The sequence below is a fragment of the Streptomyces sp. NPDC033174 genome, assembly GCF_055577795.1.
Genome location: NZ_JBVIPQ010000007.1, coordinates 138,941 through 152,233, shown reverse-complemented (window position 1 = coordinate 152,233; position 13,293 = coordinate 138,941). Strand labels below are relative to the sequence as shown.

Below are 13,293 nucleotides of genomic sequence, written 5' to 3'. Positions count from 1 at the left end.
GCAGGCGGGTGGCGGGCACCCGGGGGGTCCGCCACTCCACCTTGAGCGCAGGGCTCAGAACAACATCATTTCGTTCTTCAACTTGGCTTTGTTCTGTGCTCGTCGGGCCCTGCGGCTCCGTGCGGCCCCGCTGCGCCGCGCGATCCTCAGTTCGGGCGGGATGGTCGACTGAGTCGGCCGGAGCCCCTGCACGTCGGTCTCCCCGACCAGCTTCCTGAGGTGACGCCGGGTCTCCGCGTCGGTGGAGTAGAGGACGGTCGCCCGGCTCGCTCTGGTCAGCAGGACGTGGTAGGCGTGACGGACGCAGCGCGCGAATTCGTCGTCGTCGAGGGTGCTGGTCCGAACCTTCGGATCGAGCGACCCCGGCTTCGCGACCCGCATCACGTCGGCTTTCGGGTCCTTGCGCTGCTTCCCACGCCGGAAGACCCAGCGGTCGGTACGCCAGACCATGTCATCGCCCATGATCACCCCGCACCAGTCCCACTCAAGCCCTTGTGCGGTGTAGACACAGCCGATCTGCCCGATGCCGACATCGTGTACGGGCCAGATTCTCGACGGCGGCTCACCGTTGGCGCAGAAGGACTCGCTGGACGCGTTCCACGGGCGGTGCCAGCCACCGATGCGCACGTCCCTCTGGAGGTTCTTGTTCTCGTCCGGCTTGCTCCAGGGCCAGCAGTATCCAGCCACCATCCGGGCGGTCGCACCTGCCTCGAACTCCGTGCGGACGATGTGCTCCATCTCGTCGGGCGTATCGACGACCTCGATGTGCATGAGTCCGTCCGGGACCCATTCGTGCGGCTCCTGCGCCGAAACGCCGAGCAACGCTCGGACCCATCGGAGATAGGCGTCACTTCCTCCGCATCGGTACTGCTCGGTCAGATGGTAGCGACGGACGATCACATCGCGATGTCGCGAGGCCTCCTCGATGAGTTCCACGGTGCCGACGTCGTGCGGGCGAACGGTCTGCCCGGCGTCGAGGAAGAAGACGGTCAGACGTGATGCGTCGAGCAGTTCGTCCACCTGTGCCTTCGTGCCCTGCTTCTCGGCAGGGAGGCGCCAGTTGGTGGTCTTGTCCCGTATCCGGTGCGCCTCGTCGCAAATCAGAACGTCCAGCGGCGGACTCGGCGCTTTCACGAAACTGCTGAAGTAAGCGAAACGTTCCCGGAACGCGGCCTCGGTGTATCCGACGTTCTCCTTGATCGCGGCGTTGAAGGCCCGCGAACCACTGGCGTACTTCACTGTTCGACCGGCGGCTTCGAGATCGGCTCGTAGTTGCAACCCGATGGCGCTTTTCCCGGTGCCGGGTCCTCCGGTGATCAGAAAGACGGCACGCTGCGGACGGGGCACGATCGCCTCTCGGTTCGGACTGTCCAGAATCAGCTCCGAAGCCGCGAGTACGTCATCGGCCACCTTCCTCTGACGCCCCCGCAAGGTGAAGACAGTGTCCTCTCCGCATGAGTTGACCATGGCGTCGAGAAGCGGCGTATTCCGGAGGTTCATCCGGTGCAGTATGTACTCGGCCGCCGAGTAGTCGTCCTCGGCGGTGAAGTGGCGCCGCAGGTCGTCGAGAAGCCTGTCCCGGGTGTCACTCGTGTACGTGTGCGCATAGGGACCGGTAGGCGCGTCGACACTGAGCAGTGGCCGGACGGATTCATCCGTGGCGTTGTGCAGATACGCGAACCCACCACACTCGAACTGCAGCCCGTTCAGCGGACCTGTGGGGCCGGTGAACAGTGCGTGGTATTCACTGAGCTGAAGGGCAGGGTGTTTGACCGGATCGTCGATCCCGTCTACGTAGACGAGATCAGCTGTCGCAGCCTCTACCCTCGTCACCGCCGACCACTGCTTCAACTCGACGAGCTGCACGGAAAGGGTGCCTTCCGCGGGGTGCCTGCCCACGAGAACAACGTCGATCTGCCCGCCTTCGGCCGAACCTTCGGATTCGTCCACGGTTGGCGAGCATTCGACGATCATCTCGACGTTGCCCCGCTCGGCGGCCACCAGGTCCTCGGCGAGGGAGACAAGGCTCCTGGCCCACGCGGAGCGCTCGCCATCGGAGGACTCGCCTCGCCCGAAGTGCACCCAGCGGGCGGCCAGGTGCGGCACCAAGCGGCGCCGTGCGTGCAGAGCCAGCAGGTCCCGTGCCGACAATCGCAGCAGGAGCATGGACACGAGGAGGTTCCCCCAGGGCACGAGTAACTCGTGCGGGTGGGGGCGTGTCCACGCAGGAAGCCCGTCGGGCCGCGACCGGTGTCAGTGATCTTAGACAAGCACCGACTCGTCCTGGGCACGGCGAACGCATTTCGGCCTGTTCAACGGAATGGCTTGGCCGATTCACGACGAGGGCGTTCTCCAGCCGAGCGTTCCGCTGTCACGCCTGTACCCGAGCCGATTCCCGCGCTGAACTGCCGACGAGTTCCCTGAGCTTCTCCCGCGTCTCCAAGTCGGTCGAGTACACGACGGTGCCGACCATGCCCCGGGTCAGCAGCACCTTGTAGGTGTTGCGGATCAGGCGGTCCACGTCGGCGTCGCAGGTGGACCGCTTGAACACCGGGTCCTTGGACGCCGTGCGTTCGGTGACCCAGCGGTCGCCGCGCCAGAGCAGGTCGGGGCCGATGATGACGCCGGACCAGTCGTACTCGAAGCCCTGGGCGGTGTAGACGCAGCCGACCTGGCCGAAGCCGGCCGGGTCGGTGGCCCACAGGGCGGCCGGAGGCGCGCCGGAGACGGAGCGGTCGCCGCGCAGGTTCCAGGGGCGGGCCCAGTCGCCGATGACGACGTCGGGCGGCAGCGGCTCGCCGGGCCCGGGCTCCGGGGACCAGCGCCAGCAGTAGCCGGCGGACATACGGGCGCCGTAGCCCTGGGCTCGCCGGGCCTCCAGGAACGCCTCCATCTCCTGAGGGCTGTCGGCAACCAGGAGCTGCATGCGGCCGTCGGGCTCCCAGGTGACCGGTCCGCCGGGCTTCAGTCCGAGGAGTCGGACCACCCAGCGCAGGTAGGCGTCGCTGCCGCCGCAGCGGAACTGGCTGTCCAGGGGTACGACGTGGCACGGGATGTCCCGCTTCGCCGCCGCCTCCTTAATGTCGGCGACGGTGCCCAGCTCGCCGGGACGCACGACCTGGTGCTCGTCGAGGAAGAAGACGGGCACGTAGGCGACGTCAAGGAGTTCGTCTATCTGAGCCCTGCCGGTCCGGTGCTCGGCGCGGGTGTAGCGGTTGGCAGAGGTCTCCCGGATGCGGTGGGCCTCGTCGCAGATCAGGGCGCCCAGGCTGTTTTTCTCGGCGGTCATGAAGCTGTTGAAGTACTTGAACAAGTCCTGGACTTCACGCTTGCGGGCCCCGGCGATCTTCCGCATCGTCTTGGTGAAGGACTGGGAGCCGGTGGCGTGCAGCGCCGGTATGCCGCGTCGGTACAGCTCTCCGAGCAGTTGGAGGGCGATCACGCTCTTTCCGGTGCCGGGGCCTCCCGTGACGATGACGACTTCCTTGCGGTCGGCGTTCTTCGCCCTCTGCACCGCGTTGAGCACCATGCGGTAGGCCACCTGCTGCTCGTCGAGGAGCACGAACTGAGTGCGCTCCCGCACTTCTTCGGCGGCCACGGACATCAGCTGCTTCGACGGCACGGCAACGCCTGCGCACAATTCGTCCGCCGCCCCTGACCCCGGGTGCTTGTCGCTCAGCCTCGTACGGAGGTGGTCCAGGAAGGCACCGCGGCGCTCCCCGGTGAAGAGCAGGCCGTGGCCGTCCCGTTCGATCTCCCTCAGCCCGATCACACCGAACTCGGTGGCGTTGTGCAGGAACGCCACCCCGTTGACCCGGTGGCCGTGCTCGGCCACCGCCCCGTTGAAGTTGACGAGGTACTCGCAGTAGCGGCGCACCTGCTCGATCGGGTTGAGGACCGGGTGAGCGTAGGCGTCGACGAGGCACAGGGTGGGGTCGTCCTCATGGGGAACCGCCTGGCTCCACTGCTTGAGTTCCACCACGACGTACGACGGCTCCCCCGTGGCCGGGTGGACTCCGGCAAGGACGACGTCGGCCCGTTTACTGTTCAGCGGGAGCCCGTATTCCAGCATGACCTCCACGTCGCCCAGGCCCGCGTCGTTGAGCGCAGTGGCGAGGACGGGGATGCTGCGCTCCCAGGAGCGCACCTCCGAGGTGCCGGGTCGGTAGCCGTGCATGTGGACGAACTTGTCGGTGAGGTGCAGGAACAGCGAACCGTCGAGCGCCATGACGGCGACCGTTTTCGCGGACGCGCGGAACAGCAAGGACTTCCCCCGGGCAGCACGAAGAGACTCGTGCGGGTGGGGGCATGTCCTTCGAAACTCCACCGGGGTGGAGCGGAAGCCCGTCGGGCCGCGTTGACGATGAGTCGAGGGTACCCGGCAGCACTGACAGCCTTGTGGCAGGGCGCATTCGGGTCGGTTCGGCCCGCGCAGCGACCGTCGACCGCGGGCAGGTTTCACGCTCACCCGTCGCCGCAGCCGCTGCTGTCCTCTTGCCCGAGACCGACCAGGGCCAGGCGGATCCGTCTCGGGTGCGGCCGGGTCCTTAGCAGGGAGCTCCTGGGCACTCGCCGGCGCCTCGGTTTCACGCCGGTGGTGACCGCGCAGGCCCGCGCCTGCTACGCCACACGGACGGCCGTGACCGCCTGTCCGCCGAGGGATTCGGCCGCACGCCCGGCCTCGGCCGTACGGGGCCGCGCATCCGTCAGCCCAAGTGCCGAAGGTGGTCGGCGCAAGAGGTCGCCGACCTGGCAGCCGTCACTCCCACCGGCGCCAACAACTGCGGAAGGCCCCGGGTGTCAGGACGCCAGGGCCGCCTTGATCGATTCCGTGACCGGGGTGGTCGGGCGGCCGATGAGGCGGGCCAGGTCGCCGTTGGTACCCGCGAGCCGGCCGCGGGCGATGGCCGCGTCCACGTCGACGAGGATCGCCGCGAAGCCCTCGGGCAGGCCGGCGCCGGTGAGGATGGAGAGGTGAGCGTCCGCCGGGACCTCGGTGTAGGTGATGGCGCGGCCGGCGTGCGCGGCGACCTCGGCCGCGTACTCCGCGAGGCTCCAGGCGGTGTCGCCGGAGAGTTCGTACGCCTTGTTCAGGTGGCCCTCGCCGGTCAGCACCGCGGCCGCGGCGGCCGCGTAGTCGGCGCGCGCCGCGGACGCGATCCGGCCTTCGCCTGCGCTGCCCACGACGGCACCGTGCTCCAGGACGCTGCCCAGCTGGGCCGTGTAGTTCTCGTGGTACCAGCCGTTGCGCAGGAACGTGTACGGCAGACCCGCGTCCAGGATCGCCTGCTCGGTGGCCTTGTGCTCCGCGGCCAGGTCGAAGTCGGCCGCGGGGCCCCCGAGGACACCGGTGTAGGCGAGCTGTGCCACGCCCGCGGCCCTGGCGGCCTCGATCACGGCGATGTGCTGCGGGACGCGGCGCCCGACCTCGTTGCCGGAGATCAGCAGGACCCGGTCACCGGCGCGGAAGGCACCGGCCAGGCTCGCCGGGTCGTCGTAGTCCGCCGGACGGACCTCGACCCCGCGGGCCGCCAGATCCGCGGCCTTGGTGGTGTCCCGGACCACGGCGGCGATCTGCCCGGCGGGAACCCGGGCGAGCAGTTCCTCCACGACGAGGCGGCCGAGCGCTCCGGTGGCTCCAGTGACGACGATGCTCATGATTCTTCTCCTTGGTGGGTCGGTCAGCGTGAAACCACCCTACGGAGAGCGCTGTGGATTCGTAAGTACCCACTTTGAAGTAAGGTACTGGCGTGGACGTAAGCAACCAGGTCAAGCCGATGCCGCCCGCGGTACGCGAGCCGATGTGCCCCTCACGTGGGGTGCTGGAGCACGTCACCAGCCGCTGGGGGGTGCTCATCCTCGCCGCGCTGGTCGAGCGCTCCTACCGGTTCAGCGAGCTGCGCAGGGAGGTCGGCGGCGTCAGCGAGAAGATGCTGGCCCAGACCCTGCAGACGCTGGAGCGGGACGGCTTCGTCGTACGGGACGCCCAGCCCGTGATCCCCCCACGCGTCGACTACTCGCTCACCCCGCTGGGCCGCGAGGCCACGGAGCAGGTCTGGGCACTCGCCCGCTGGACCGAGCGCCGCACCCCGGATGTACTGGCCGCCCGCACCGCGTACGACGAAGCCCGGACCGCGTAGCCCGGAGCCGTCGGGCCCTGCGCCCGCTCCTGCCGCGGTCGCGGGGTCTGCCCGGTGAGAGTGCGTCAACAGGCACCACTGCTGTGGACGCCTCTCCCTCACTCGGGCGAACCTCCTTCGAATCCGGCGCGTCGCCCCGACCGGCCCACCACTGTGGAACGCTCCGCACGCCACACGACCGAGGGGGGCCTCGTGACCGTCAGGAGCACCGACCGGAGCACGGATCAACCAGGGGAAAAGCCCACCCACACCGAGGAGTTGCGCTTCCGCTCCCCCGCCGTCTCGGTGTTCGACCGGCAGCCGATCACCACCCGCTCCATGGCACGCCGGCTCCCCCAACTCGTACGCCGGGCACTCGCGCTGGCGTGGAAGGTGGACCGCAGGGCCGTCGTCGCCCTGCTCACCTGCCAGGCGCTGTCCGCGTTCCTCGAAGCCTTCGGGCTGCTCGCCACCACCTCCACCATCTCGGCGCTGATCGCCTCGGGCGACATCACCGACCGACTGTGGGACGCGCTCCCCTCCATCGCCGTCCTCGCCGCCGCGGCCGGGCTGCGGGCCCTGCTCGGCATCGCGGTCACCAACATCTCCTCCCGCCTCGCCCCGCGGATCTCGCGGGAGGCGGAGATGGCGATGCTCGACGCCGCGATCCACGCCGAGTTGGCCGCGTACGACAACCCCGGCTTCAACGACCGATGGGACGCCGCCGACCGGGGCGCCGACGTCGCTCAGGACCTCCTCACCGAGGCGCAGCAGCTGATGGCGTGCGTGGCCTCCCTCCTGGCCGCCGCGAGCGTGGTCACCGTGCTGCATCCGCTGCTTCTGCCCCTGTTGGTGCTGGCAGCCCTGCCGCAGGGCATCGCCGGCATGAAGGGCGCCCGGGTGCAGTACGAGACCAGCCGGGCCGTGTCGGCCGAGCGCCGCACCCTTGCGCTGCTGCGCTGGTACATGGTCGACAAGGACATCGCCGACCAGCTGCGTTCGGGGACCATGGCCGAATTCCTGCTGGCCCGCTACCGGTCGATCGGTGAGCGGGTCGACCGGGCCACGGACCAGGCCGTCCACCGGGGTGCCCGTTACGCCCTGTTCGGCGCGGTGATCGGCGGCGTGGCGGCGGGGCTCGTATGGGCCGCGCTCCTGGCCCTGCTGGCCACCGGGCACATGACGATCGCCGCCGGCGGCACCGCCGTCTTCGCCCTGCGCACCGTCGGCTCCTCACTGCAGGGCATCGTCGGCTACGGCACCCGTCTGTTCCGCACCGGCCTGTACCTGGACGACTGGGCGGACTTCATCGAGGAGGCGGGCGGCCACCGCATGGAACGCGGCTCTCTCGTCCCCGCCCCGCCGGACGTCGTGCGGGTCGAGGACCTGGTCTACCGCTACCCCGGTTCCGACACCGCCGCCCTGGACGGCGTCACGCTGGAGGTCCGCCGCGGCGAGGTCCTGGCGCTGGTCGGGGAGAACGGCTCGGGCAAGACCACGCTCAGCAAGCTGCTCACCGGGTTGTACCTGCCCACCAGCGGCACCGTCTCCTGGGACGGGACACCCGTCGGCGAGCTGGCCCCGCAGGCGATGTGGGCGCAGACCGCCGTCGTACCGCAGGACTACGCGCACTGGCCGCTGACCGCGCGCGAGAACATCACCCTCGGGCAACCCACCGCCGGAGGCGACCGTGCCGTCCTGGAGGCCGCCGCCCGCTCCGGCGCCCATGAGGTCGTCGACGAGCTGCGCAGCGGCCTGGACACGCTGCTCGCCCGGCAGTGGTGGGGCGGCGTGGAACTGTCCGGGGGCCAGTGGCAGCGCCTCGCCCTCGCCCGCGCCTTCCACCGCCCGGCGGGGCTCCTCGTCCTCGACGAACCGACCTCCGCCCTCGACCCCAGGGCCGAGCACCGGATCTTCGCCGGGCTGCGCAAGATCGGCCAGGAGCGCGCCGTGGTGCTGGTCACCCACCGGCTGACCAACGTCGCCGTGGCCGACCGCATCGTGGTGATGAAGCACGGCCGGATCATCCAGCAGGGCACGTTCGATGATCTCGTCACGCGCCCCGGCCTCTTCCGGGAACTCTGGGAGCTGCAGAACGACCGGGGCGTTCCCTCGCCACGCACGGAGACCGGGGCGAACTGACCAGAGCAGTGCGTTCGGGAGCGACGACACGTCCGCCGGCGCGGGGCCCGATGGAGGCGCCGCCCTCGACCAGGGGCTGGCCGACCCGCCGGGCGGCCTCTGCTTCACCGAGCGGGTGGCGGGGCGCGGCGGACCTCGGCCAGGACGATCACCGTGTCGTCGGTCGGTGACTCGGGGAGCAGGTTCGCCAGGATCCGGTCCGCTGCCGCCTCCAATTCCTCAGGCAAGACGCGGAGTTGGGCGCGGAGCGCCTCCATCCCCTCATCGATGTCCTGGCCGCGCGACTCGATGAGACCGTCGGTGTAGAGGGCAAGGACGGCGCCGTCCGGCAGGTCGATGTCGGTCGTCCGGAAGGGTACGCCTCCGATACCGAGGGGCACTCCCAGTACGTCTCCGAGGACCGTGACCGTGCCGTCCGGGTGGCGTACCAGCGGCGGGGGATGACCCGCGTTGGCGAGGCGGGCCCGGCCGGTCGCGGGGTCGTAGAGGAGATAGAGGCAGGTCGCCAGCTCGATGCCGGCCTCCTGGGCGCAGGTGTCGAGTTCGGTGAGCAGCTCGGCGGGGTCCTGGACATGGCGTGCCAGCGCTTTGGCGGTGATGCGCAGCCGGCCCATGGCGGCGGCGGCCGGCACCCCGTGCCCCATCACGTCGCCGACGACGAGTGCCACCCGGTCGCCGGGCAGATTGATCACGTCGTACCAGTCGCCGCCGACCTCGGTGTGGTGGCTGCCCGGGAGATAGCGGTGCGCGACCCGTACGGAGGGGCTGGTCCCCAGCGCGGTGGGGAGCAGCGCGCGCTGCAGAGTCAGCGCGATGTCCTGGATCCGGCTGTAGAGACGAGCGTTGTCCAGACAGAGCGCGGCGCGGGAGGCGAGCTCGCCGGCGAGGCTCAGATCGTCTTCGGTGAAGGGCGGCCGGGCGGCGGAGCGGCCGAACATGATGATGCCCTGGACCGTGCCCCGGGCGATGAGCGGGGCGAGGAGCAGGTCCGTCAGCCCGCTGTCGATCAACAGCTGGGCGCGCGTCCGGTGGATGACGGTCCGGGTCATGAACTCGTCGTTCACCGGGACGGACACGGCGTGTCCCGTGTGGAGCATCTGATGGATGCTGGAGCCCGCCGGGTAGGTGACGGTCTCCACTCCGCCGACGAGTTCGGGGGCCGGAGGGGGCAGGCTGGTGCCGGAGGCGATCCGGTGGGTGACCAGGGGCGCGTCCGGGTCGAACACCTCCGGTTCGTCCATCCAGTCGACGACTTCCACCACGGACGCGTCGGCGAAGTCCGGCACCGCCGCGTCGACCAGTTCGCGAGCGGTGACGTCGATGTCCAGGGTGGTGCCGATCCGGGCGGCGGCCCGGTCGAGGAACGCCAGCCGCTGCCGGGCGGCCGTCGCTTCCACGATGGCATGCTCCCGGTCGGTTACGTCCACCAGCAGGCCGCCCACGCCCGGCCTGGTGCCGACGGCCTGGCTCAGCGGAAAGAGACTCACCGACCGCACCTGGTCCAGGTCAGGACGGCCGGGAGTACGCAGTCCCACCAGTGTGCTCACGACGGGGCGGCCCTCCGCGGCGACGGCCCGCAGCATGCGCTGGTACTCGCCGCCGTCGGAGGTGACCATGAACTCGTCCATCCGCCGCCCGATGTGGTCCTCGATCGGGCTGCCGTCCATGTCGGCGAGCGCCTGATTGAGGTGGACGTACCGCAGGTCCTCGTCGAGCATCACCAGGCCGATGGGGCACGTCTCGAAGAGGGCGTCCAGGAAGGCGAGGTTGGTCTTCACCCGGTCGAGCTCGTCACCGCGGCTCGCCAGGCCCACGATCACGGAACGGCCGCTGCCGCCGGTGACGGGGAAGACCCGGAAGCCGCAGTCGAAGACCGTGCCGTCCCGGTACAGCGCCGGAAGGCGGACGCGCCAGTACCCCAGGGTCCGGCCCCGCTCCGCCAGCTGTGCGGCCGCTGTGGGTTCGCCCTTCGGCGGCCCGGGGAAGAGGACGGCGGCGGGTTGGGAGAGCACCGCCGCCGCTTCGTAGCCGAAGAGCCGCTGGGCGCCGGGCCCCCAGTAGCAGATCCGCTCGTCCTCGTCGAGGCCGAAGACGGCCACGGAGACGTGCTCCAGCAGCGTTCCCGGCTCCGACCAGAGCGGCCCCGGAGCCGGCTCGCCCCCCGGCCGATCCGATGGCACGAGATGTCCCCTTCCACGCGAGGCACGCGGCTTCCACGCGAGGCACGCGGCAGCGGGTCCGTCCCAGGACGGCGGACGGGCTCCTTCAGCAATTCTGCCCGTCATTCCCGGCCCGTACATCACGGTGTGGCGACATCTCCGGCCGCCTGGTCACGGGGAGTCACGGCAGGTGCGCCTGCGCTTCGGTACGGCCTGTTCGGCCCTGACCCTGGCCCGGCTATCGACAGCCGGCTCAGCCCTGGTCCTCCGTTGCCTGTTCGATGAAGTCGACGTCCATCGCGTCGGCGAGCTCCTCCACGCTGGCCGCCACTGCCTCCAGGGTAGGCGCGTCCAGCTCGCCCGGGTCGGCGGCAGCCGCCAGGAGCGCCCTCCCGAGGCCGCGTACCAGGTCGACGGCCTCGTCGGCAGGGATGAAGATACGGCCGTCGTCGTCCGTGAGCATGGCCGTGATCTGCCCGATGGGTTCCTTGCCGTCGTCGCTCATCGCGTCGGTTCCTTCGGTCCGATCATGGTGTGATCCCCTGTCCGCCGACTTCTGAGAAGCAGACACTATCCAGCGCCGGACGGTCCGAAGCGTCCGGCGCGATCATCCACACGCTCATTGGGACCCGTGAGCGTCTGTCCTGACGCACGGACGCGGGGGCGGGAGCGGGGCGGGGCGGGAGGCGGGTCATGCGTCGCCTCCCCCGAGCCGCCGGACCTCGACGGCAGCCGCGTCGGCGGCCCGGCGCGCCTTCTTCGCCGCGCGTTCGGCGTCACGCAGCAGCTCCGCGGCCCTGTTCGCCTCCCCGCGTGCGCCGCGCTGCTCCTCCTTCGCCTCGCGCAGCAGCCGCTGGAGTTCGGTGACCCGCTCGTCGAACTCGTCCGCCTGCGCGTGCGCCTGCTGGTGCGTCACCTCGGCAGCTCGCAGCGTCTCGTCCCGTGTCTCCGCGTCGTGTCGCGCCTCCTCGGCCGTCGTACGGGCCTTGTCGAGGCGGGCCCGTCGCCGCTCCTCCTCACGGGAGACCGTCTTCGCGGGTGCTTTCGCCGTGGGTTCCGGGGATTCACCGGATTCCGGGCCGTGCGGGGGTGTCTTCGTGGACGGTTTCGCGGGGGTGCCGATGGTGGTGGCCGGCCTACGGGGCGGCAGCGCGTCGGGGTCGATCCCGACGAAGCCGACGGGCGCCTCGGGCGTCTTCGACAGCGTCCCGGCCGCCCACTCCTCGGCGGTGGCCGGATCGGAGAGCGCCGCGCGCAGGATCTGCTCGACCTCCTGCCGCACATCGTCGCTCACGGTCTGGCCGGCCTCCTGGGCCAGCTTGCTCGCCTCGCGCGCGAGAGCCGCGATCACCGCGTACTGCTGATGCCCGAGCTCCTTCAACTGCGCCCCGTCCAGCGTCTGATGGGCCTCGCGCAACGCCCGGCCGAGCTCAAGGAGCTGCTCGGTCTCGGCTGGTCTCCGGCGTACGAGGAGGTTGGACGCCCACGCCGCGCGCGTCGGCTTGCGCAGCCCCGCGATCCGCTTGGCCGCGGCCGAGTCCCCGGCCTTGCGGGCCTCGGCGGCCCGAGCGTCCCTGGCGGCGGTGAATTCCGCCGGGGGCAGTCCGTACAGCTCCTTTACGACCGCGTCCGCGTCCACGCCGGCCATGCGCAGTCACCCCCGCCCACGGAGGCGGACCACGATCCGCTCGGGCAGCGGACCTCGTGCCCGCTTCGGCACGCGTGCCCTCGCCCGAGGAGCCGGTGGCGCAGGGGGTCGTGACGCGGCTGATCGTGGCGGAGGGGCCAGGGGCGCAGGAGCCCGTGAAGCGGCTGGTCGTGGCGCCGGACCCCCGGGCGTACAAGCCCGTGTCGCGGCGGGTCGCGGCGGAGAGGCCCGTGGCGCGGCGGGTCGTGGCGGAGGGGTCCGGGGCGCGGGCGGGCCTGGCGCACGAGCCCGTGACACGGCGAGGCGGGGCGACGGGGGCCCGGGCGCGAGGGCCCGTGAAGCGGCTGGTCATGGCGCCGGACCCCCGGGCGTACAAGCCCGTGGCGCGGCGGGTCGTGGCGGAGGGGTCCGGGGCGCGGGCGGGCCTGGCGCACGAGCCCGTGACACGGCGAGGCGGGGCGACGGGGACCCGGGCGCGAGGGCCCGTAACACAACAGCCCGTGGCACCGGGCCCCGGCGCGCAGGGGGCCTCGGCGGGCGCGGGTGCGGGGCGGAAGACCGAGCAGGCCCGGTCGCCCGTACGCGTCTCCAGCGCTCATGCGTCGTCCGCGGCAGCCGCCTGCTCCTTCGCGCGTCGGCCGACCACGACGGCCGCCGCGAGCGCGCTGCCCAGGAAGGCGACGGCCACGGTCCACGGCTGGTCGAAGCGGTGGGCCGTGGCGTGGTCGACGGAGTAGCGGCCGGCGCCCGTGATGCCGACGGCGGCCGCGGCGAAGCCGAGAAACGCGGGGTATTCGAAGCCGCCGCCCTGGGCGAAGAACCCGGCCGGAGCGTGAACGGAGACAGCGCCTGCCATGGCTCCGGCCGCGGCGGCGCCGGCCGCCGGGGTCGCCAGACCGAGCGCGAGCAGCAGACCGCCGCCGGCCTCGCCGACGCCGGCGGCGACGGCGCTCACCCGCCCGGGCCGGAAGCCCATGGCTTCCATGGCCTTGGACGTGCCCTCCAGGCCGCCACCGCCGAACCAGCCGAACAGCTTCTGGGCGCCGTGCGCGGCGAGGACCGCGCCGGTGCCGGTCCGTAGGACGAGCAGGCCGAGGTCACGTCGGTTCAGAGGTGCGGGTGCCATGAGGGGTCTCCCGGGGCTGGAGGCGTGGGCGTACGGCTTCCACTCTCCGCCGCCCTGCTCGCGGGGCTGGTGCGTTGCTGGTCCACATGGGTATGCGCG

At 71.1% G+C, this 13,293-nt stretch carries 9 protein-coding genes; 2 read left to right on the top strand and 7 right to left on the bottom strand.

What is annotated here, in order from left to right:
• Positions 1 to 54: 54 nt before the first annotated feature.
• The 3 genes from ACZ5VC_RS22695 to ACZ5VC_RS22685 form a co-directional block, all read right to left on the bottom strand.
• Positions 55 to 2,166: a DUF2075 domain-containing protein gene (locus ACZ5VC_RS22695; RefSeq protein ID WP_469122129.1), complete on the bottom strand. Its 2,112-nt coding sequence runs from the start codon at positions 2,164 to 2,166 to the stop codon at positions 55 to 57.
• A gap of 205 nt (positions 2,167 to 2,371) precedes the next feature.
• Positions 2,372 to 4,264 (bottom strand): DUF2075 domain-containing protein, encoded by a 1,893-nt coding sequence (locus ACZ5VC_RS22690; RefSeq protein WP_469121847.1) that lies wholly within the window; start codon positions 4,262 to 4,264, stop codon positions 2,372 to 2,374.
• Positions 4,265 to 4,800: 536 nt separating this feature from the next.
• The gene (locus ACZ5VC_RS22685) at positions 4,801 to 5,658 is read right to left on the bottom strand and encodes an SDR family oxidoreductase (RefSeq protein ID WP_469121846.1); all 858 of its coding nucleotides are present in this window, start codon (positions 5,656 to 5,658) and stop codon (positions 4,801 to 4,803) included.
• Between the two features lie 119 nt (positions 5,659 to 5,777).
• Between ACZ5VC_RS22685 and ACZ5VC_RS22680 the strand changes: the two genes are divergently transcribed.
• Together ACZ5VC_RS22680 and ACZ5VC_RS22675 are read left to right on the top strand one after the other, a co-directional pair.
• Positions 5,778 to 6,140, top strand: coding sequence for a winged helix-turn-helix transcriptional regulator (locus tag ACZ5VC_RS22680; RefSeq protein ID WP_469122128.1), 363 nt, complete (start codon positions 5,778 to 5,780; stop codon positions 6,138 to 6,140).
• Between the two features lie 192 nt (positions 6,141 to 6,332).
• Positions 6,333 to 8,261 (top strand): ABC transporter ATP-binding protein, encoded by a 1,929-nt coding sequence (locus ACZ5VC_RS22675; RefSeq protein ID WP_469121845.1) that lies wholly within the window; start codon positions 6,333 to 6,335, stop codon positions 8,259 to 8,261.
• A gap of 104 nt (positions 8,262 to 8,365) precedes the next feature.
• Here ACZ5VC_RS22675 and ACZ5VC_RS22670 read toward each other — a convergent pair whose 3' ends face one another.
• The 4 genes from ACZ5VC_RS22670 to ACZ5VC_RS22655 form a co-directional block, all read right to left on the bottom strand.
• A complete protein-coding gene (locus tag ACZ5VC_RS22670) occupies positions 8,366 to 10,441 on the bottom strand; it encodes a SpoIIE family protein phosphatase (RefSeq protein WP_469121844.1) in 2,076 nt (691 codons plus the stop codon).
• A 232-nt stretch (positions 10,442 to 10,673) separates the two neighbouring features.
• Positions 10,674 to 10,925, bottom strand: coding sequence for a hypothetical protein (locus ACZ5VC_RS22665; protein WP_469121843.1), 252 nt, complete (start codon positions 10,923 to 10,925; stop codon positions 10,674 to 10,676).
• Positions 10,926 to 11,111: 186 nt separating this feature from the next.
• The gene (locus tag ACZ5VC_RS22660) at positions 11,112 to 12,068 is read right to left on the bottom strand and encodes a hypothetical protein (RefSeq protein WP_469121842.1); all 957 of its coding nucleotides are present in this window, start codon (positions 12,066 to 12,068) and stop codon (positions 11,112 to 11,114) included.
• Between the two features lie 595 nt (positions 12,069 to 12,663).
• Complete coding sequence (locus ACZ5VC_RS22655; RefSeq protein WP_469121841.1) at positions 12,664 to 13,194, bottom strand: DoxX family protein; 531 nt, start codon at positions 13,192 to 13,194, stop codon at positions 12,664 to 12,666.
• Positions 13,195 to 13,293: the final 99 nt, after the last annotated feature.

What these genes read in the sequence shown, in the direction of transcription:
- ACZ5VC_RS22685 (WP_469121846.1), bottom strand. Translation starts at nt 5,658, where the DNA reads ATGAGCATCGTCGTCACTGGAGCCACCGGAGCGCTCGGCCGCCTCGTC.
- ACZ5VC_RS22660 (WP_469121842.1), bottom strand. Translation starts at nt 12,068, where the DNA reads ATGGCCGGCGTGGACGCGGACGCGGTCGTAAAGGAGCTGTACGGACTG.
- ACZ5VC_RS22695 (WP_469122129.1), bottom strand. Translation starts at nt 2,166, where the DNA reads ATGCTCCTGCTGCGATTGTCGGCACGGGACCTGCTGGCTCTGCACGCA.
- ACZ5VC_RS22655 (WP_469121841.1), bottom strand. Translation starts at nt 13,194, where the DNA reads ATGGCACCCGCACCTCTGAACCGACGTGACCTCGGCCTGCTCGTCCTA.
- ACZ5VC_RS22665 (WP_469121843.1), bottom strand. Translation starts at nt 10,925, where the DNA reads ATGAGCGACGACGGCAAGGAACCCATCGGGCAGATCACGGCCATGCTC.
- ACZ5VC_RS22680 (WP_469122128.1), top strand. Translation starts at nt 5,778, where the DNA reads ATGCCGCCCGCGGTACGCGAGCCGATGTGCCCCTCACGTGGGGTGCTG.